Raw genomic sequence first — 18,372 nt, 5'->3', positions numbered from 1 at the left:
ACGGGCGCGGTCAGGGATTGTGCCGTACGACGGCCACCGGGCAGCGGGCGTGTTCGAGCATGGCCCGGCTCACCGAGCCGAGCAGGGCCACGGTGAGGGCGTTCCTGCCGTGGGAGCCGACGACGAGCAGGGCGGCCCGGGCTGAGGCGTCGACGAGCGCGGAGACCGGGTGGGCGCGGACCATGTCGAGTTCGGTCTCGACGTCGGCGAACCTGTCCCGCCACGCGGTCAGCAGGCGCCGCGCCCGGTCCTCCCGGATCCGCCCGATCTCGCCGGTGTCCACGGCGATCCTGGGCCCGGAGGAGATCGGCGGCTCCCACGCGCAGACGACCCTGAGCCGGTGCCCGCTCAGCCGGGCCTCCTCGAACGCGTACGCGAGAGCGGGCGTCGCCGCGTGCGAACCGTCGAATCCGGCCACGATCTCCGCGGCGGCGCCGGGAGACGCCGGGCGTACGACGACGACCGGCACGTCCACGTGACCGGCGAGCCGGGCGCCGACCGGCCCGTGGCCGCCCAGCACCACTTCGGCCGCGCGGCAGGCCTGCGCGCGCAGCACGCGGCCGGGCCGCCCGTCGGCCAGTTCCGTGGTCACCTCCAGGCCGGGCCACCGGTCCCGGGCGACCTTCTCGGCGTGGTCGAGCAGCTGCCGGCCGGACGGGATCATCCGGTCGTAGCAGTCGGGGATCGGATAGCGGGGGGCGTCGTACGGCAGGCGGTCGGCGGCGTGGACCACCCGCAGGGGCAGGCCCCGCCGGTGGGCCTCGTCGGCCGCCCACTCCACGGCATGGGTGGCCCCGGCCGTGCCGTCGGTGCCCGCCACGATCGGGCGGTCGGCGAAACTAGTCCTCATCGGAAGCCTCTCCATGTGGCGGTAGCGGGACGCTCCAGCTCAGGCAGGTGCCTCCGGCCGGGCCACGCCCGGCCGTGCAGCTCCCGCCCAGGGCCTCGGCCCGTTCCCGCAGGTTGAGCAGGCCGCTGCGGCGGCCCTGTGCCGGGATGCCGATCCCGTCGTCCTCCACGGCCAGCGTCAGCCGGTCGCCGTCCACGCGGACGCTCACCGTGGCGCGGGTCGCGCGGGCGTGCCGTACGACGTTCGACAGGCCCTCGCGCGCCACCGCCAGCAGATGTTCGCCGATGCCGGCGGGGACGCGGGTGTCGAGCGCGCCGTCCAGCCGCAGGGCGGGCAGGAAGCCGAGCTGCGCCCGCGCGCTCTCGACCAGCGCGACGAGCCGGGCGCGCAGCCCGGGATCGCCGGCGGGGGGCTGCAGGGCGAAGATCGTGGAGCGGATCTCCCGGATCGTGCCGTCGAGCTCGTCGATCGCGTACCGCAGGCGGGCGGACGCCTCCGGGCGCTCGACCAGCCGCGCGGCGCCCGTCAGGGTCATGGCGATCGCGAACAGCCGCTGGATGACCACGTCGTGCAGGTCCCTGGCGATGCGGTCGCGGTCTTCGAGCAGGCCGAGCCGCTCGGCGTCCTTGCGCGCCTCGGCCAGTTCCAGCGCGACGGCTGCGTGCCCGGCGAACGCGTGGAGCATGCACACCTCCGACCGGCTGAACGGGATGCGGCCGGGTCGCCGCCCGAGCCACAGCACCCCGCGTACGGCCCCCGGGGCGCCCAGCGGGACGGCGCACACCGGCCCCTCCTCCTCATCGGCGGCGTCCGCTGCCATGCGGGGCTCGGCCAGGGTGAAGGCCCGCCCGGCGAGCGTGCCGTCGACGGGGATCCGGCGCGCCGCCGCGCAGGTCTCGGCGAGAGCGCCGTCCGCGATCGCGACCCGGAGCGTGTGCCCGCCGGTGTCCGGCAGCAGGATCGCCATGGTGTCGGCGCCGGCCATCTGCCGGGCGCGGCGGGCGATCAGCGTGAGCACGCGCGGCGTCTCGGCGCCGGACAGCAGGCTGGTCGTGATCTCGCCCGACGCCTGCAGCCAGGTCTCCCTGCGGCGGGTCTCCTCGTAGAGGCGGGCGTTCTCGATCGCCACCCCGGCGGCCCCGGCGAGGGCGACGACGATCGCCTCGTCGTCCTCGTCGAACTCCCCTACCCCGCGTTTCTCGGTGAGGTAGAGGTTGCCGAACACCTCGCCCCGCACGCGTACGGGGACGCCGAGGAAGCCGTGCATGGGGGGATGGCCGGACGGGAACCCGTACGACTCGGGATGCCGGGAGATGTCGGGCAGCCGCAGCGTCCGGGGCTCCTTGATCAGCAGGCCGAGCAGGCCCAGCCCGTGGGGCCAGTGCCCGATTCTGGCGATCTCCTCCTCGCTCAGCCCGACGGGCACGAACCGGGCCAGGGTGTTGTCCTCCCCGATCAGGCCGAGCGCGCCGTATCTGGCATCGACCAGGGTGGTGGCGGTCTCGACGATGCGCCGCAGAACGGTTTCGAGATCGAGGTCCCCGCCCACCGAGACGACGGCCTCCAGCAGCGCCTGCACCCGGTCACGCGTCACCAGGACCGCCTGCAGCCGCCCGTGCAGCTCGGTCAGCAGCTCGTCCAGGCGCGTCCGCGGGATCACAGCGGGCGTCCCCGCCGCGGCATGTGGGCCACACCTGAAAGTGTCGCAAACAAGGACAGTCCGGACATCAGCTCTTTGCCAGGTCACGACGGGCTTCTTACCGGCACCAGCCCTCGGCGGGCCCGATCGCCCGGAGATACTCGAAACAGGGGGTGGGTCATGCCGGCTGAACAGCGTGACGGGGTCATCAAGGTCGCCTGGCACGGAGCCGGCCGTTTCGACGTCCACATCCGCCGGCACGCCGTCCGGTCCGACCAGCCCAGAGACGTCGGCGGGAGCGACACCGGCCCCACGCCGGCCGAGCTGTTCGTGGGCGGGCTGGCCGCGGGCATCGCGCACTGCGCCGAACGCTTCCTGCGCCAACGCCAGCTTCCGGCGGGAGTCGGCGTCACCGCGCGGTACGGCCTGGGCGTCTGCCCGGGGCGGATCGACCGCGTGGAGCTGTCGGTGGAGGCCCCCGGCCTTCCGGAGGGCCTGCGGGCCTCGCTCCTGTCGGTCCTGGAGCACTGCGCGCTCTACACCACGCTGCGGGTGCCGCCGCGGATCACCTTCGACGTCCGGCACGCCGCTCCCGGGACAGCCGTTCCCGCAGCTCACGAGCCGTACGGCGGACCGCGGCCAGGACGGGCGGGGTCATCGGCGCCCCCGGTGTGAAGTCGCCGCCCTCGATGCCGACGACGACGAGCTCTCCCGGCAGGCGGCCGAGGGCCCGGGCGAGGTCGACGGCGTCCACGAGGCCGAGCGAGTGGGTGCCACCGTGCCATCCCTCCACCGGGAGGGGCGCGGGGAGGGGCACCGGGAGCGACGGTAGGCGGTGGTGCACGGTGCCGGGGGGCGCGCCGGTGCGGACGGCGTCGACCACGATCGCGAGTGCGGCGCCCGACCACGCCTCGACCAGCGCGGCGGCGTCCCCGCAGGCCTCCACGGCGACGCCGGGTGGCGGCGCGTCGCCGTGGAGGCCCGCGAGCAGCCGGGCCACCGCCAGGCCCGCCGCGTCGTCGCCCCGCAGGTCGCTCCCCAGGCCGACGACGACCGTCTCTCCCGCGCTCACCCGCGATCCAGGCGGAAGTCGAGGAAGTGGGCGGAGCAGGAGATGCAGGGATCGTGGTTCCGGATCGCCCTCTCGCACAGGACGGCCAGCTCCGCCTCGGGCGGGTCGAGACCCGGGGCGAGGCGAGGCGCGAGCAGGTCACGCAGGTCCGCCTCGATGCGCGCCTGGTTCTGCGCGGTGGGCGGCACGATGTCCGCCTCCGCGACGAGGCCGTCCTCGTCCAGCCGGTAGCGGTGGTAGAGAGTGCCGCGCGGGGCCTCCGACGCGCCATGGCCGACGCCGGGACGCGGCTCGACCGGCACCGCGGGCCGGTCGGGCTCGGTGTAGCCGTCCAGGATCCGCAGCGCCTCGTCGCACGCGTGCACGATCTCCACGGCGCGTACGACGATGGCCCGGAACGGGTTGCGGCACACGGGCCCGAGGCCGGCGGCGGCGGCCGCCTCCCGCGCGAGGGGGGACAGCCGCGCCGCGTTAAGCGCGTAGCGGGCGAGGGCGCCGACGAGGTAGCCGCTTTCGCCGTCCAGCCGCGCGTGCAGCGCCGTGGAGTGGGGCACCTGTTCCTCGGTCACGTGCTCCGGCCAGTCCTCGACCGCGAAGCCCTCGCGCGTGCCCCGCCCGTCACCCGCCGTCATCATGGTCGCCACCCCTCCGGACAGGATCGCGTACTCCTCCGGATGGCTGAGGGCGAGGAACCGATAGTCGTGCTCGACGTCGGGGAAGTCGAACCCGGCGACCCAGGCGACGGTGGCCAAGGCGTCGTCGCGGGCGCGGCGCAGCCGCTCGGCGACGGGGGCCAGCTCGGCCTGGGCGGGCACCCGGTAGAAGCCGCCGACCCGGACGTTCACGGGGTGGATGGGCCGCCCGCCGATGACCGCGATCAGCTCGTTTCCGGCCTTCTTCAGCGCGAGGCCGCGCTCGACCAGGTCACGGCGGTCCGCGGCCAGCGCGATGCCGCTGTCGTACCCGAGGAAGTCGGGCGCGTGCAGCAGGTAGACGTGCAGCGCGTGCGACTCGATCCACTCGCCGTAGTAGAGCAGCAGCCGCAGGTCCCGCAGCGGGCCGGTCACCTCCGCGCCGCAGGCGGCCTCGATCGCCTGACAGGCGCTCATCTGGTACGCCACGGGACAGATGCCACAGATCCTCGCGGTGATGTCGGGGGGCTCGGTGTGGCCGCGCCCGCGCAGCAGCGCCTCGAAGAACCGGGGCGGCTCGTAGATCCGCAGCTCCAGGCCGGTGATCCGGCCGTCCCTGGCGTGTACGACCAGCCCGCCCTCGCCCTCCACCCGGGTCAGGCCGCCGATCCGCACCGTCTTGTGGGTCACTCGTGCTCCTCGGCTTCCTCGGCCGCTCTCCGGAAGGGCTCGGTGGTGGCGTGGTAGGTCCGGTAGATTCGCACCAGTTCGGGGGTGCTCATCCCCAGCCCGCGCAGCCAGTGGTTCAGCCCGGCGGCGTTGGGGCTCTCCATCGGGCCGAAACAGCCGTAGCAGCCCCGGTTGAGGGACGGGCACAGCGCGCCGCAGCCCGCCTGGGTGACGGGCCCGAGGCAGGGCGTGCCGTGCGCGACCATCACGCAGACGTTGCCCCTGGCCTTGCACTCCACGCAGACGCTGTGCGCGGGCACGACCGGCCGCCGCCCCGCCAGGAACGCGGAGATGACCTCCAGCAGCTGCCGCCGGTCGATCGGGCACCCGCGCAGCTCGAAGTCGACCGGCACGTGCGCCGATATCGGGGTCGAGCGATCCAGGGTGGCGATGTAGTCGGGCCGGGCGTAGACGACCGAGGCGAACTCCTTGACGTCGGCGAAGTCGCGCAGCGCCTGGACGCCGCCCGCGGTGGCGCACGCGCCGATCGTGACCAGGCGCCGCGACACGCGCCGCACGTGCCTGATCCGCTCCAGGTCCTCGGGGGTGGTGATCGACCCCTCCACCAGTGACAGGTCGTACGGACCGGGGCCGGGGGCGCTGGACGCCTCCAGGAAGTAGGCGATCTCCAGCCGGGCGGCCACCGACAGCAACTCGTCCTCGCAGTCGAGCAGCGTGAGCTGGCACCCGTCGCAGGAGGCGAACTTCCAGACCGCGAGGCGCGGCGCCGGCTCGTCCATCACAGCTCCCATCACAGCTCCTCCACGGCCAGCATCGGCCCCGCCTGGTCGTAGCGCAGCACCGGCCCGTCCTCGCAGACGAACAGCGGGCCGAACTGGCAGTGGCCGCAGCGGACCACGGCGCACTTCATGTTGCGCTCCAGCGACAGCTCCACCCGTCCGGGGGCGACCCCGCGTCGCAGCAGCTCCTCCGCCGTCGCCCGCATCATCGCCTCCGGACCGCACACGAACGCGTGCGTACGGCGCGGCTCGAAGACGATCCGGTCGACGAGCCGGGTGACCAGGCCGACCGGGCCGTGCCACGCGTGGTCGGGGTGGTCCACGATCACCTGGACGTCGGCGCCCTGCCGGGCCCACCGGGCCAGCTCCCGGGGGTACACGAGCGTGGCGGGCGACCGCGCACCGGCGATCACGCTGATCCGGCCGTACCTGTCGCGGCCGGCCAGCAGCGCCCGCACGACCGGCCGCAGCGGGGCGATGCCCAGGCCGCCCGCGGCGACGACGACGTCGAGGCCCGCCGCCGCGGGCACGCCCCAGCCGTGCCCGTACGGCCCGCGCACACCGACCACCTCGCCGGGGCGCTTGCCGCACAGGGCGGCGCTGACCGCGCCCACCGCCCTGATCGTCTGGGCGTACCCGCCGGAGCGGGACCGGCCGCTGATCGACACCGGGATCTCCCCGACCCCGGGGGCGTACAGCATGGTGAACTGCCCGGGCAGGAACGGCGGGCAGTCCCCGCGGACCGGCTCCAGCGTCAGCGTCACGGTGTCGACCCGGTCCGGGCGGCGGGAGCGCACCCGGTAGAGAGCTGGAGTCATGGGGTGGGGGGTCATCGGGTGGGGAGTCACGGCGTGGGGGGTCACGGCAGGTTCGCCAGTTCCTCGGTCACGTCGATCCCCACCGGGCACCAGGTGATGCACCTGCCGCAACCGACGCAACCGGACATGCCGAACTGGTCGATCCAGGTGGAGAACTTGTGGGTCAGCCACTGGCGGTAGCGGCCGGGGTTGGAGCTTCGCACGGGCGTCCCGTTGACCTCCGAGAACCCCAGCGTGAAGCAGGAGTCCCAGCGCTCGGCCCGCTCGGCCGTGCCGTCGGCGAGGGACGTGGAGTCCTCGACCGTGGTGCAGAAGCAGGTGGGGCAGACCATCGTGCAGTTGGCGCAGGTGAGGCAGCGGGCGCCGACCTGCTGCCAGCGCGGCGAGTCGTGCGCCGAGAGCCGCTCCTGAATGCCCTCGGTCTCCACGTGACGGCCCATGCGCCCGGCGGCCGTACGGGACACCTCCTCGGCGTCCGCAAGGTCGCGGGCCGGGGCGGGCGCGTACGGGAGCGCCCTGACGATCTCCTCGCCCCGCTCGCTGCCTATCTCGACCAGGAACCGGTGCGGCGCGGCCAGCTCGGTGAGCGCGAGGTCGTGGCCGGCCGTCACCCTGGGCCCGGTGCCCATCGAGACGCAGAAGCAGGTGCCGCCGGGAACCGCGCAGTTGACCGCGATCAGGAGCAGCGCCTCGCGCCGCAGGCGGTAGGCCGGGTCGGGGTGCCGGCCGCCGAGGAAGACCCGGTCCTGCACGCCGATCGCCGCGAGGTCGCAGGCCCGCACGCCGAGCAGGGCGATCCGGGGCGCCTCCTCCTCCGCCTCCTCGATCCGCTCGCCGCGCATGCGGAAGAGCACCTGGCGGGGCGGCTGAGTGTACCGCTTGGCCGAGTCGGGGCTCGCCGCGAACGAGAAGATCATCTCGTCGCCGGTCTCCCGCAGCCGGTAACGGCCGGGGTCCTGGTCGTCGGTGACCCCCCGCGGCAGCCGACCGGCCGAGGCGATCTCCTCGAAGCGGATCGCGCCGTCGCGCACGACCGGGCCCACGACGGCGAAGCCCCGCGACCGCAGCTCGGCGATCAGCGGTTCAAGAGATTCGATCACGACGGCGTCCATGGCGCCCCCTCGCCACTTGCCCTTATGACACATTCCCCGGCGGCCGTGACGGCAACCCTGCTCAGGGGCGTGTGAGGGCCGCCCGGTAGTCGGCGGCGATGCGGGCCGCGACGGCCAGCAGCGGGTCGACCAGGCGGGGCAGCTCGCGCACCCGCCGCGAGGACACCACGATCCCGACGGCCGCGACGGCCCGGTCCCCCTGTTCCCCGGCCGGCCCGTCGCCCGCCAGCACCGGCGCGGCGGCCGAGCACGAGCCGAGCGTCATCTCCTCGTGGGTCGTGGCGTACCCCTGGGCGCGCGCCTGGGCGAGGTCGCGGGCCAGCCGGCCCGGCTCCGTGATCGTGTGCGGCGTCGGCCGCTCCAGCGGCCGGGAGAGATAGGACATCACAAACCATTCCGGTTCGTACGCCAGCAGGGCCTTGCCGACGCCGGTCGGGTGCATCGGCAGGCGGGAGCCGGTCCGCGACAGGATCGGCACGGCCCGCTTGCCGTACACCTTGTCGACGTAGAGGACCTCCAGCCCGTCCCGCACGGCCAGGTGGACGTTCTCGCCGGTGTCGCCGAACAGCTCCTGCAGCCAGGGCCGGGCCACCTCCTGCAGCGGGTCGGGGGCGAGCTGCCCCAGCTCCCACAGGCGGCGGCCGACCTGGAAGCGCCCGTCGGCGCCGCGGCGGAGCGCCCGCCACTCCTCCAGCTCCCCCGCCAGCCGGTGGACGGTGCTGAGCGCCAGGCCGGTGCGCGCGGCGATCTCCGTCAGCGTGAGCCGTGGATGCCGGGCGTCGAAGGCGCCGAGGATCGCCAGCGCCCGGGACGTCACGGAACGCCCTGATTCACGTGCGCCGCCGGACATGTGACTCCCTCTTCCACTGATGGCTTCCACTGATGGCTTCCACTGGGCGGAAGCAAAGCCTAGGCGGCGCGGCGGGCGGCGCCGATGCTTGGGCCATGCGAACCCAGGTCGGGATCATCGGGGCGGGGCCGGCCGGCCTGCTGCTCTCCCATCTGCTCCACCTGCGCGGGATCGAGTCGGTCGTGCTGGAACGCCGGAGCAGGGAGTACGTCGAGCGGCGGGTGCGGGCGGGGGTGCTCGAACAGGGCACGGTGGACACGCTCGTCGAGGCGGGCGTGGGCGAGCGGCTGAAGCGCGAGGGTCTCCCCCACCACGGCATCGAGCTGCGGTATGGCGGAGCGGGCCACCGGATCGCCTTCGAGCGGCTGGTGCCCGGCCGGTGCATCACCGTCTACGGCCAGCAGGAGGTCGTCAAGGACCTCGTCGCGGCGCGGCTCGCGGCCGGGGGCGACGTCCGCTTCGAGGTGGACGACGTGGCCCTGCACGACATCGGCACCGACCGGCCCTTCCTCACCTTCGGCGGCGAGCGGCTGGACTGCGACGTGATCGCGGGCTGTGACGGCTTCCACGGTGTGTCCCGCGACTCGATCCCGGGCGGTGTGCTGACCGAGTATCGCCGGGACTACCCGTTCGCCTGGCTCGGGATCCTCGCCCGGGTGAAGCCGTCGTCGGAGGAGCTGATCTACGCGCGGACCGAGCGCGGCTTCGCCCTGCACAGCATGCGCTCCTCGGAGATCAGCCGCTTCTACCTCCAGGTGGCCCCGGACGAGGACGTCGCCGCCTGGCCCGGCGAGCGGATCTGGGCCGAGCTGCGGGCGCGACTGGAGACCGTGCCCGGCTTCGCCCTGGCGACCGGCGAGATCATCGAGAGGAGCGTCACGCCCATGCGGAGCTTCGTGGCCGAGCCCATGCAGTACGGCAGGCTGTTCCTGGCCGGGGACGCGGCCCACATCGTGCCGCCGACCGGCGCGAAGGGGCTCAACCTGGCGGTGGCCGACGTGCGGGCGCTGACCGAGGCGCTGGCCCGGTTCTTCGCCGGCGGCTCGGCGGAGGCTCTGGACGGCTACTCGCGGGCCTGCCTGCCCCGGGTGTGGCGGGCGCAGCACTTCTCGTGGTGGATGACGACGCTGCTGCACACTTTCGATTCCGACGACGCCTACGCCCGGCGGCTGCAGACCTCTCATCTCGACTACGTCACCTCCTCGGACGCGGCGGGTACGACGCTCGCGGAGAACTACGTGGGCCTGCCGTACGAGGAGAGCCTGTGAACAGCCCGGTGAACAGCCCGGTGACCAAGGTCGTGACGAGTCCGGCGGAGGCGGTGGCGGACGTCGGCGAGGGAGCGTCGCTGGCCGTGGGCGGCTTCGGGCTGTCCGGTGTGCCGTCGGTGCTGATCCGCGCGGTGCTGGAGCGCGGCGTCGGCGGGCTGCACGTGGTGTCGAACAACTGCGGCACCAACGGCGGCACCGGCGGCGGCACCGGCGGCGGCACCAGGGGGCGGGGCCTCGGCGAGTTGCTGGCGGCCGGCCGGATCGCCCGCGTCATCGGCTCGTACGTCGGGGAGAACAAGGAGTTCGCCCGGCAGTACCTGGCGGGCGAGGTCGAGGTGGAGCTGATCCCGCAGGGCACGCTGGCCGAGCGGCTGCGGGCGGGCGGCTGCGGCATCCCGGCCTTCTACACCCCGGCGGGGGTGGGGACGATGGTCGCCGAGGGCGGGCTGCCCTGGCGCCACCACCCCGACGGCAGCGTGGCGGTGGCCTCGCCGCCGAAGGAGGTGCGCGAGTTCGACGGCGTGCCGTACGTGCTGGAACGCGGCATCGTGACCGACTTCGCCCTGGTCAGGGCGGCGAAGGGGGACGCGTACGGCAACCTCGTCTTCGCCAAGGCGGCGCGTAACTTCAACCCGCTCGCGGCGATGGCGGGCCGGGTGACGATCGCGGAGGTCGAGGAGCTGTGCGAGCTCGACCCCGACGAGGTGCACCTGCCGGGGGTGTTCGTGCGGCGCGTGCTGCCGCTCACCCCCGAGCAGGCCGCCGGCAAGGGCGTCGAGAAGCGGACCGTGAGGGAGGCGTAGGTGGCCTGGACCCGGGACGAGATGGCCGCGCGGGCGGCTCGTGAGCTGCCCGACGGCGGCTACGTCAATCTGGGGATCGGGCTGCCGACGCTGATCCCCGCTCACCTGGACGGCCGGCGCGTGGTGATCCACTCGGAGAACGGCGTGCTCGGCGTCGGCCCCTACCCCGCCGAGGACGAGGTCGACCCCGACCTGATCAACGCGGGCAAGGAGACGATCACCGTGCTGCCCGGGGCGTCGTTCTTCGACTCGTCGCTGTCGTTCGGCATGATCCGCGGCGGGCACATCGACGTCGCCGTGCTCGGCGCGATGCAGGTGTCGGCCCGGGGCGACCTCGCCAACTGGGCCGTCCCCGGCAAGATGATCAAAGGGATGGGCGGCGCGATGGACCTGGTCCACGGTGCGAGACGGCTGGTCGTGCTGATGGAGCACACCGCGAAGGACGGCACGCCGAAGATCGTGCCGGAGTGCACGCTGCCGCTGACCGGCCGGGCGTGCGTCCACCGGATCATCACCGACCTCGCCGTGGTCGACGTGACCACCGGCGGCCTGCGGCTGGCGGAGACCGCGCCGGGCGTCACCGCCGGCGAGGTGCGGGCGAGGACGGGAGCCGAGATCTCATGAAGGCCGCGATGAAGGACGTGTTCGTCGCCGACGCCGTACGGACCCCGATCGGGAGGTACGGCGGCGCGCTCGCCGGGATCCGCCCCGACGACCTGGCGGCCGGGGTGATCAGGGCGCTGCTCGCCCGCGCCCCCGGCCTCGACCCGGAGCGCGTCGACGACGTGGTCCTCGGCGCGGCCAACGGCGCCGGGGAGGACAACCGCAACGTGGGCCGGATGGCCGCGCTGCTGGCCGGGCTGCCGGTCACGGTCCCCGGCACGACCGTCAACCGCCTGTGCGCCTCCGGCCTGGAGGCGGTGATCCAGGCGGCCAGGGCCGTGGCCTGCGGCGACGCCTCCGTGGTGGTGGCCGGCGGGGTCGAGTCGATGAGCCGCGCGCCCTGGGTGCTGCCCAAGCCCGAGCGTGGCTTCCCCCGGGGCCACGAGCAGCTCTACTCCACCACCCTCGGCTGGCGGATGGTCAACCCCGGGATGCCGGAGCGGTGGACGGTCTCCCTCGGCGAGGCGACCGAGACGCTCGCCCGCAGGCGCGGCGTGAGCCGCGAGGAGCAGGACGCCTTCGCCGTGCGCAGCCACCGCCGGGCCGCCGCCGCCTGGCGGGACGGCCTGTTCGACGCCGAGATCGTCCCGCCGGAGGGACCGGCCCGCGACGATACGGCCCACGACGAGACGACCAGGGACGAGACGATCAGGGACGACACGTCCGCCGAGGCGCTGGCCCGGCTGAAGCCCGCCTTCGCCGCCGACGGCACGATCACCGCGGGCAACTCCTCGCCGCTCAGCGACGGCGCCGCCGCGCTGCTGGTCACCGACGCCGACGGCCTCGCCGCGCACGGCCTGCGCCCGCTCGCCCGGGTGGTGTCCACCGGGGTCGCGGGCGTGGACCCGGCCGACTTCGGCATCGGGCCCGTCCCCGCGGTCGCCGGGGCCCTGGACCGGGCCGGTCTCGGTCTCGCCGACCTGGCCTCCGTCGAGATCAACGAGGCGTTCGCCGCGCAGGTGCTCGCCTGCCTCGGCGAGTGGAAGGAGCTCGACCCCGAGGTGGTCAACCCGCAGGGCGGCGCGATCGCGATCGGGCACCCGCTCGGCTGCTCGGGCGCTCGCCTCGCGGGCACCCTCGCCCACCGCCTCTCCCGCACCGGCGGGTACGGCGTGGCGACCCTGTGCGTCGGCGTCGGCCAGGGACTGGCCCTCATCCTCGAAGGAACCCCATGACCCAGCCGCCCTACCTGTATCCGGGCTACGCGAGCACGGTCCTGCGCGCGCCCTCCCACGCCCCGCTCCCGATGAAGGAGGACCCGGAGGCGGCCGAGCTGAGCGGCCCCGTCTTCGGGCACGAGGACGTGGACCCGCTCGACGCCGACCTGACCATCGGGCACGCGGGCGGGCCGCTCGGTGAGCGGATCATCGTCACCGGGCGGATCCTCGACTCCTCGGGCCGGCCGGTGCCGCGCACGCTGGTGGAGATCTGGCAGGCCAACGCGGCCGGCCGGTACGCCCATCCGGTCGACCGGCACCCGGCGCCGCTCGACCCCGACTTCACCGGCGCGGGCCGGTGCCTGACCGACGACGAGGGACGCTACCGGTTCGTCACGATCAAGCCCGGCCCCTATCCCTGGCGCAACCATCCCAACGCCTGGCGGCCGGCGCACATCCACTTCTCGGTCTTCGGCACCGCGTTCACCCAGCGCCTGGTGACGCAGATGTACTTCCCCGGCGACCCGTTGTTCGCGTTCGACCCGATCTTCCAGTCCGTCCCGGACCCGGCCGCCCGCGAACGGCTCGTCTCCGCCTTCGACCTCGACGTCACCGAGCCGGAGTGGGCGCTCGGCTACCGCTGGGACGTCGTGCTGGGCCGTACGCCCATCGAGACACCGATCGAGAGCACGCTGGAGGGCTCGTGACCACTCCCTCGCAGACCATCGGGCCGTTCTTCGGGTTCGCCCTGCCGTACGACGGCGGCTGGGAGCTCGTGCCCGAGGGGCATCCGGGCGCGGTCACGATCACCGGCCAGGTCCTGGACGGCGCGGGCGAGCCGGTGCCCGACGCGCTGCTGGAGCTCTGGACCGGTGCCCCTGGACAGGTCCGGCAGCGGGGCCCCGGCAGCACAGAGCCCGGCAGCGCAGGCAGCGCCGGGTTCGGTAGAGGTTTCGGCAGGGGGTTCGGCCGGTGCGCCACCGAGCCCGACGGCTCCTACCGGTTCCGCACCGCGCCACCCGTCCGGCCGTACCTCCCCCTGCTGGTCTTCGCCCGGGGGCTGCTGAAGCCGGTGCGGACCCGCGTCTACCTCGCCGACGTGCCCGACCCCCTGCTCGGCTCGCTGGAGCCGGACCGCCGCGCGACGTTGCTCGCCCGCGCGGACGGGAAGGACGCCTACCGGTTCGACGTACGGCTGCAGGGTGAGCGGGAGACGGTCTTCCTTGACTTCTGACGCGAGTTCCGAGGCGAGTTCCGAGGCGAGTTCCGACGCGGGTGCTGATCGGGGCCTGCTGTCCCCGGTCTGGGCGGGCACGGCGGTCGAGGCTGTCACGGGCGACGCCGCCTGGCTGCGGGCGATGCTGGAGGCGGAGGCCTGCCTCGCGCGGGCGCAGGCCCGCCTCGGCGTCGTCCCCGAGCTCGCCGCTGCCGCGATCCGCGAGGCGGCCCGGTTCCTGGGCGGAGAGGACGGCTACGACGTGGCCGGGCTCGCCCGGCGGGCCAGGGACGCCGGCAACCCCGTCGTACCGCTGGTCGAGGACCTGCGCGCCGCCGCCGGGGACGCGGGGAGGTGGGTGCATCACGGCGCGACCAGCCAGGACGTGCTCGACACGGCGGCGATGCTGGTGGCGGCGCGGGCCCGCGCGGTGATCCTGCCCTGTCTGGACCGGGTGCTCGCCGCGCTCGCCCGGCTGGCTGCCGAGCACCGCGACACCCCGATGGCCGGGCGTACGCTCATGCAGCGGGCGGTGCCCACCACGTTCGGACTGAAGGCCGCCGGCTGGCTGCTCGGCTGCCGGGACGCCCGCGACCGCCTCGCGGCGGTGCGGCTGCCGGTCCAGCTCGGCGGCGCGGCCGGGACGATGGCCGGGTACGGTGCTCGGGCCCTGGAGCTCCTGCCGCTCTTCGCCGCCGAGACCGGGCTGGCCGAGCCGGTGCTGCCCTGGCACACCTCGCGCGCCCCGGTCACGGACCTCGCCGCCGCGCTCGCCGCCGTCACCGGCGCGCTCGGCAAGCTCGCCGTCGACGTGATCCTGCTGGCACAGAGCGAGGTGGGCGAGGTCGCCGAGCCCGCCGCGCCGGGGCGGGGCGGCTCGTCGGCGATGGCGCACAAGCGCAACCCCGTGCTCGCCACCATGATCAGGTCGGCGGCGCTGCAGGCGCCCGCCCTGGCACAGATCCTGCTGTCGTCGCGGGTCGCCGAGCACGAGCGGCCCGCCGGAGGCTGGCACGCCGAATGGCAGCCGCTCCGCGAGTGCCTGCGCCTCGCCGGCGGCGCGGCGGAGACGGCCGCCGAGCTGACCGGGGGCCTGGAGGTGTTCCCCGGCCGCATGCGGCAGAATCTCGACGAGCTGCTCGCCGTGCTGCGCGAGCACGGGGAGGACACCGGGGCCGGGCCGGCCCCCGCCCTGGTGGACCGCGCCCTGCAATTCCACGCCGGGAAGTTCCACGCCGGGAAGTTCCATGCCGGAGAGTTCCATGCCGGAGAGTTCCACACGAGGAAAGACGGATGATCCCGCACCACCGATTCGACGGCCCGCCGGACGCCCCGGTCGTCGTGCTCGGCCCGTCCCTGGGCACGACGCTCGACCTGTGGGAGCCCCAGCTCGCGGCGCTCACCCGCACCTGGCGGGTGCTCCGCTACGACCTGCCCGGCCACGGCCGCTCACCCGCCGCCTCCCCCGGCCTGACCTGCGGCCTCACCGTCGACGATCTCGCCGCCGGGGTGCTGGCGCTGCTCGACCGCCACGGCCTGGCCCAGGGACACGGCCGCGTGGCGTACGCGGGGGTGTCGCTGGGCGGAGCCGTCGGGACCGCCCTCGCGCTGCGCGCGCCGGACCGGGTCGCGAGCCTGGTGCTGTGCTGCACCTCCGCCAGGTTCGGCGCCGCGGAGAGCTGGCGCGAACGCGCCGCGCTGGTGCGCGCGGAGGGCACCGCGCCCCTGGTGGAGGCGACCCGGTCGCGGTGGTTCACGGCGGGCTTCCCCGGCGCCGAGCGCTACCTCGACATGCTGCGCGGCGCCGATCCCGAGGGGTACGCGGCCTGCTGCGACGCCCTGGCGGCCTTCGACGTCCGCGACCGGCTCGGGGAGGTCCGCGCGCCCACGCTGGTGGTCGCCGGGGCCGAGGACCCGGCGACCCCGCCCGCGCACGCCGAAGTCCTGGCCGAGGGCATCCCGGACGCCACGCTGCTGGTGGTGCCGGGGGCGGCCCACCTGGCCAACGCCGAACGGCCGGACGTCGTCACCGAGGCGATCGTCCGGCACCTGACCACGACCATCGCCCGGAGGACGGCATGAGCGACGACGACGGCATGCGGGTGCGGCGGGAGGTGCTGGGCGACGCGCACGTGGACCGGGCGCAGGCGGCGACCACCGAGTTCACCGCCGACTTCCAGGACCTCATCACCCGGTACGCCTGGGGCGAGATATGGACCCGGCCCGGGCTCGACCGCAGGACCCGCAGCTGCGTCACGCTCACCGCCCTCGTGGCCCGGGGCCAGCTCGACGAGCTGGCCATGCACGTGCGGGCCGCGCGGCGCAACGGGCTCACCACCGGCGAGATCAAGGAGGTCCTGCTGCAGACCGCGATCTACTGCGGGGTGCCCGCCGCCAACGCCGCCTTCGCCGTCGCCCAGCGCGTGCTGGCGGAGGACCCAGGGGAGAATTCCGGGGAGGATACGGGAGAGGACGCCGCATGACGTTCCTCGTGACGGGCGAGAGCCTCGTCGACCTGATCGGCGCGCCGGGGTCGTGGACCTTCACCACCGTGCCCGGCGGCAGCCCGCTCAACGTGGCGGTGGCGCTGGCCGCGCTGGGCCGCCCGGTGCGGTTCGCCGGGGAGACCGGCGACGACTTCTTCGGCGGCCTGCTCCGCGACCACCTGATCCGCCACGGGATCGGCATCGGCGACCTCTCCCCCGCGGCGGCGACCGGCCTCGCCTTCGCCCGGGTGGGCGCGGACGGCTCGGCGTCGTACGACTTCCGCTTCGAGTGGCGGTTGTCCGCCCCGGTCGCGCTCGACGGGGTCGCCTGCCTGCACACCGGCTCCCTGGCCACCCTCGTGTCCCCTGGCGGTGATCACGTCAGGGCCCTGATGCGGGCCGCGAAGGCGGCGGGCGTCACGGTCTCCTACGACCCGAACATCCGGCCGTCGCTGGCCGGCGACCATGCCGGGGCCGTGGCCCTCACCGAGGAGTGCGTACGGCTGTCGCACCTGGTCAAGGTGAGCGCCGAGGACCTGGACTGGCTCTATCCCGGCGAGCCCGGCCTCGACGTGGCGCGGCGCTGGGCCGGGCTCGGCCCGGAGCTGGTGGTGGTCACCCTTGGCGGCGACGGCGCGGCGGCGGTGCTGCGTGCCGGGAGTCCGGGCGGCGAGGTGATCACCTGCCCGGCGCCGGCCGTCGAGGTCGTGGACACGGTCGGCGCGGGCGACACCTTCACCGCCGCCTACCTCGACGCGCTACACGACGACGCGCTACACGACGGCGCCCTCACCCCCGCGCGGGTGGCCGAGGCGCTGCGGCGCGGCTGCGCCGCGGCGGCGATCGTGTGCACCCGCGCCGGCGCGGTCCCGCCCACCCGGGCGGAGGTGAATTCCTTCTCCCTGGGTACGGGTCTGTCCCGAGCCGAGGAGGGACATACATGATCGAAATCGTCGCCGTCGGCACCCCCTCGCTGGGCGACCGCAGCTACCTCGTCACCGACGGGGAGGTCGCCTTCGTCGTGGATCCGCAGCGGGACGTCGACCGGATGCTCCGCCTGGCCGAACGGCACGGCGTCGAGATCCGCGACGTCTTCGAGACCCACGTGCACAACGACTACGTCACGGGCGGGCCGGCCTTGGCCGCGGCGACCGGCGCGGACTACCACGTCAACGCGGCCGACCCGGTGGAGATCCACCACTGCCCGATCCAGGACGGCGACGTGATCGAGGCCGGGGTCATGCGCCTGCGTGCGCTGGCCACTCCCGGCCACACCTTCACCCACCTGTCGTACGCGCTGGAGGCCCCGGGCCGGCCGCCCGCGGTCTTCACCGGCGGCTCGCTCCTCTACGGCGCGACCGGGCGGCCCGACCTGCTCGGCCCCGAGCACACCGGCACGCTGGTGCGGGCCCAGTACGCCTCGGCGCACCGCCTGGCCCGCGAACTGCCCCCGGAGACGGAGGTCTACCCCACGCACGGCTTCGGGAGCTTCTGCGCGTCCACCCAGTCGGAGGAGGTCACCGAGTCGACGATCGGCCGCGAGTCGAAGACCAATCCGGTCCTGACGCGGGGCGAGGAGGAGTACGCCGAGTCGCTGCTCGCCGGGCTGGACGCCTATCCGGCTTACTACGCGCACATGGCGGCCCTCAACCTGGCCGGTCCGGAGGCACCCGACCTGTCCCCGCCGCACCGGGCCGGCGCCGCCGAGTTGCGCCGCCGCCTGCGGGACGGCGAGTGGGTGGTCGACCTGCGGTCCCGCACGGCGTTCGCGGCGGGCCACCTGCCGGGGGCGCTCAACTTCGGGCTCGACGGCGGCTTCGCCGTCCACCTGGGCTGGCTGATCCCCTGGGGCACGCCGGTGACGCTGCTCGGCGAGACGCCGGAGGACGTGGCGGAGGCGCAGCGCGAACTGGTGCGGATCGGCGTCGACCGCCCGGCCGCGGCCGCCACCGGAGGCCCGGCCGACTGGACCGGCGACAACGGCGAGAAGCCCGCGTCCCTGCCGACGGCGACGTTCGCCGACCTGTCCGCCGTACGCCGCGAGCGGCCGGTCGTGGTCCTCGACGTGCGCCGCGAGGCGGAGTGGCGCGAGTCGCACCTGCCCGGGGCGGTCAACATCCCGCTGCACGACCTGCCCGCCCGGCTCGGCGAGGTACCGCCCGGCGAGGTGTGGGCGCACTGCGCGACCGGCTACCGGGCGGCCGTCGCCGCCTCCCTGCTCGCCGCCGCGGGCCGCGACGTCGTCGCCGTCGACGACACCTACACTCCCCCAACCGGGTGATTCGTACTGCCGGAAAGCAGACGTTCCACCCTGCGCGTCCCGGACGCGGGGGA

The 18,372-nt window shown here is 74.6% G+C and carries 20 protein-coding genes; 12 read left to right on the top strand and 8 right to left on the bottom strand.

Annotated elements, in window-relative coordinates:
• Nucleotides 1-10: 10 nt before the first annotated feature.
• Nucleotides 11-850, bottom strand: coding sequence for a universal stress protein (locus OG344_RS24540; protein ID WP_405085097.1), 840 nt, complete (start codon nucleotides 848-850; stop codon nucleotides 11-13).
• Nucleotides 840-2,510: a GAF domain-containing protein gene (locus tag OG344_RS24535; RefSeq protein WP_405085096.1), complete on the bottom strand. Its 1,671-nt coding sequence runs from the start codon at nucleotides 2,508-2,510 to the stop codon at nucleotides 840-842. The genes OG344_RS24540 and OG344_RS24535 overlap by 11 nt, the downstream gene beginning before the upstream one ends.
• 159 nt (nucleotides 2,511-2,669) lie before the next feature.
• Between OG344_RS24535 and OG344_RS24530 the strand changes: the two genes are divergently transcribed.
• On the top strand, nucleotides 2,670-3,164 hold the full coding sequence (locus OG344_RS24530; RefSeq protein ID WP_405085095.1) for an OsmC family protein: 495 nt from the start codon (nucleotides 2,670-2,672) through the stop codon (nucleotides 3,162-3,164).
• On the opposite strand, the gene OG344_RS24525 is transcribed toward OG344_RS24530, so the two are convergent.
• The 6 genes from OG344_RS24525 to OG344_RS24500 form a co-directional block, all read right to left on the bottom strand.
• A complete protein-coding gene (locus tag OG344_RS24525) occupies nucleotides 3,055-3,561 on the bottom strand; it encodes a hydrogenase maturation protease (RefSeq protein ID WP_405085094.1) in 507 nt (168 codons plus the stop codon). The genes OG344_RS24530 and OG344_RS24525 overlap by 110 nt on opposite strands.
• Nucleotides 3,558-4,883, bottom strand: coding sequence for a Ni/Fe hydrogenase subunit alpha (locus tag OG344_RS24520; protein WP_405085093.1), 1,326 nt, complete (start codon nucleotides 4,881-4,883; stop codon nucleotides 3,558-3,560). Before OG344_RS24520 ends, OG344_RS24525 begins: the two co-directional genes overlap by 4 nt.
• A complete protein-coding gene (locus tag OG344_RS24515; protein ID WP_405085092.1) occupies nucleotides 4,880-5,674 on the bottom strand; it encodes an oxidoreductase in 795 nt (264 codons plus the stop codon). The genes OG344_RS24520 and OG344_RS24515 overlap by 4 nt, the downstream gene beginning before the upstream one ends.
• The gene (locus OG344_RS24510; RefSeq protein ID WP_405085091.1) at nucleotides 5,674-6,480 is read right to left on the bottom strand and encodes an FAD/NAD(P)-binding protein; all 807 of its coding nucleotides are present in this window, start codon (nucleotides 6,478-6,480) and stop codon (nucleotides 5,674-5,676) included. Before OG344_RS24510 ends, OG344_RS24515 begins: the two co-directional genes overlap by 1 nt.
• 41 nt (nucleotides 6,481-6,521) lie before the next feature.
• A complete protein-coding gene (locus OG344_RS24505; protein WP_327045627.1) occupies nucleotides 6,522-7,592 on the bottom strand; it encodes a 4Fe-4S dicluster domain-containing protein in 1,071 nt (356 codons plus the stop codon).
• 61 nt (nucleotides 7,593-7,653) lie between these two features.
• Complete coding sequence (locus OG344_RS24500; protein ID WP_405085090.1) at nucleotides 7,654-8,409, bottom strand: IclR family transcriptional regulator; 756 nt, start codon at nucleotides 8,407-8,409, stop codon at nucleotides 7,654-7,656.
• 128 nt (nucleotides 8,410-8,537) lie between these two features.
• Between OG344_RS24500 and OG344_RS24495 the strand changes: the two genes are divergently transcribed.
• From OG344_RS24495 to OG344_RS24445, 11 genes are read left to right on the top strand one after another with little or no spacing between them, the layout of a single operon-like run.
• Nucleotides 8,538-9,710 carry a 4-hydroxybenzoate 3-monooxygenase gene (locus tag OG344_RS24495; RefSeq protein ID WP_405085089.1) on the top strand — a complete coding sequence of 391 codons (1,173 nt, stop codon included), beginning with the start codon at nucleotides 8,538-8,540 and terminating at the stop codon, nucleotides 9,708-9,710.
• A 20-nt stretch (nucleotides 9,711-9,730) separates the two neighbouring features.
• A complete protein-coding gene (locus tag OG344_RS24490; RefSeq protein WP_405089164.1) occupies nucleotides 9,731-10,516 on the top strand; it encodes a CoA transferase subunit A in 786 nt (261 codons plus the stop codon).
• Nucleotides 10,517-11,140, top strand: coding sequence for a CoA transferase subunit B (locus tag OG344_RS24485; protein ID WP_327045624.1), 624 nt, complete (start codon nucleotides 10,517-10,519; stop codon nucleotides 11,138-11,140). It begins immediately after the preceding gene.
• A gap of 8 nt (nucleotides 11,141-11,148) precedes the next feature.
• Entirely contained in the window at nucleotides 11,149-12,354 is a 1,206-nt protein-coding gene (locus OG344_RS24480; protein ID WP_405089163.1) for a thiolase family protein, read from the top strand.
• Nucleotides 12,351-13,043 (top strand): protocatechuate 3,4-dioxygenase subunit beta, encoded by a 693-nt coding sequence (gene pcaH, locus OG344_RS24475; protein ID WP_405085088.1) that lies wholly within the window; start codon nucleotides 12,351-12,353, stop codon nucleotides 13,041-13,043. The genes OG344_RS24480 and pcaH overlap by 4 nt, the downstream gene beginning before the upstream one ends.
• Nucleotides 13,040-13,570, top strand: a complete 531-nt coding sequence (locus tag OG344_RS24470; protein WP_405085087.1) for a protocatechuate 3,4-dioxygenase subunit alpha — start codon at nucleotides 13,040-13,042, stop codon at nucleotides 13,568-13,570. The genes pcaH and OG344_RS24470 overlap by 4 nt, the downstream gene beginning before the upstream one ends.
• The gene (gene pcaB / locus OG344_RS24465) at nucleotides 13,560-14,849 is read left to right on the top strand and encodes a 3-carboxy-cis,cis-muconate cycloisomerase (protein WP_405085086.1); all 1,290 of its coding nucleotides are present in this window, start codon (nucleotides 13,560-13,562) and stop codon (nucleotides 14,847-14,849) included. The genes OG344_RS24470 and pcaB overlap by 11 nt, the downstream gene beginning before the upstream one ends.
• The gene (gene pcaD / locus OG344_RS24460) at nucleotides 14,846-15,634 is read left to right on the top strand and encodes a 3-oxoadipate enol-lactonase (protein ID WP_405085085.1); all 789 of its coding nucleotides are present in this window, start codon (nucleotides 14,846-14,848) and stop codon (nucleotides 15,632-15,634) included. The genes pcaB and pcaD overlap by 4 nt, the downstream gene beginning before the upstream one ends.
• Nucleotides 15,631-16,035 carry a 4-carboxymuconolactone decarboxylase gene (pcaC, locus tag OG344_RS24455; protein ID WP_405085084.1) on the top strand — a complete coding sequence of 135 codons (405 nt, stop codon included), beginning with the start codon at nucleotides 15,631-15,633 and terminating at the stop codon, nucleotides 16,033-16,035. Before pcaD ends, pcaC begins: the two co-directional genes overlap by 4 nt.
• Nucleotides 16,032-16,982: a carbohydrate kinase gene (locus OG344_RS24450; RefSeq protein ID WP_405085083.1), complete on the top strand. Its 951-nt coding sequence runs from the start codon at nucleotides 16,032-16,034 to the stop codon at nucleotides 16,980-16,982. Before pcaC ends, OG344_RS24450 begins: the two co-directional genes overlap by 4 nt.
• Nucleotides 16,979-18,319: a rhodanese-like domain-containing protein gene (locus OG344_RS24445; RefSeq protein ID WP_405085082.1), complete on the top strand. Its 1,341-nt coding sequence runs from the start codon at nucleotides 16,979-16,981 to the stop codon at nucleotides 18,317-18,319. Before OG344_RS24450 ends, OG344_RS24445 begins: the two co-directional genes overlap by 4 nt.
• Nucleotides 18,320-18,372 lie beyond the last annotated feature (53 nt).

Source organism: Microbispora sp. NBC_01389 (genome assembly GCF_045040095.1).
In the GTDB taxonomy this organism is placed as follows: domain Bacteria; phylum Actinomycetota; class Actinomycetes; order Streptosporangiales; family Streptosporangiaceae; genus Microbispora.
Note: the sequence above shows the minus strand (reverse complement) of the source record. Positions and strands in the feature narration are given on the sequence as shown.

Excerpts from the sequence above, each read along its gene's own strand:
- OG344_RS24540 (WP_405085097.1), bottom strand. The coding sequence starts at position 850 with ATGAGGACTAGTTTCGCCGACCGCCCGATCGTGGCGGGCACCGACGGC.
- OG344_RS24530 (WP_405085095.1), top strand. The coding sequence starts at position 2,670 with ATGCCGGCTGAACAGCGTGACGGGGTCATCAAGGTCGCCTGGCACGGA.
- OG344_RS24515 (WP_405085092.1), bottom strand. The coding sequence starts at position 5,674 with ATGGGAGCTGTGATGGACGAGCCGGCGCCGCGCCTCGCGGTCTGGAAG.
- OG344_RS24510 (WP_405085091.1), bottom strand. The coding sequence starts at position 6,480 with ATGACTCCAGCTCTCTACCGGGTGCGCTCCCGCCGCCCGGACCGGGTC.
- OG344_RS24505 (WP_327045627.1), bottom strand. The coding sequence starts at position 7,592 with ATGGACGCCGTCGTGATCGAATCTCTTGAACCGCTGATCGCCGAGCTG.
- OG344_RS24495 (WP_405085089.1), top strand. The coding sequence starts at position 8,538 with ATGCGAACCCAGGTCGGGATCATCGGGGCGGGGCCGGCCGGCCTGCTG.
- OG344_RS24480 (WP_405089163.1), top strand. The coding sequence starts at position 11,149 with ATGAAGGACGTGTTCGTCGCCGACGCCGTACGGACCCCGATCGGGAGG.
- pcaH (WP_405085088.1), top strand. The coding sequence starts at position 12,351 with ATGACCCAGCCGCCCTACCTGTATCCGGGCTACGCGAGCACGGTCCTG.
- pcaD (WP_405085085.1), top strand. The coding sequence starts at position 14,846 with ATGATCCCGCACCACCGATTCGACGGCCCGCCGGACGCCCCGGTCGTC.
- pcaC (WP_405085084.1), top strand. The coding sequence starts at position 15,631 with ATGAGCGACGACGACGGCATGCGGGTGCGGCGGGAGGTGCTGGGCGAC.
- OG344_RS24450 (WP_405085083.1), top strand. The coding sequence starts at position 16,032 with ATGACGTTCCTCGTGACGGGCGAGAGCCTCGTCGACCTGATCGGCGCG.
- OG344_RS24445 (WP_405085082.1), top strand. The coding sequence starts at position 16,979 with ATGATCGAAATCGTCGCCGTCGGCACCCCCTCGCTGGGCGACCGCAGC.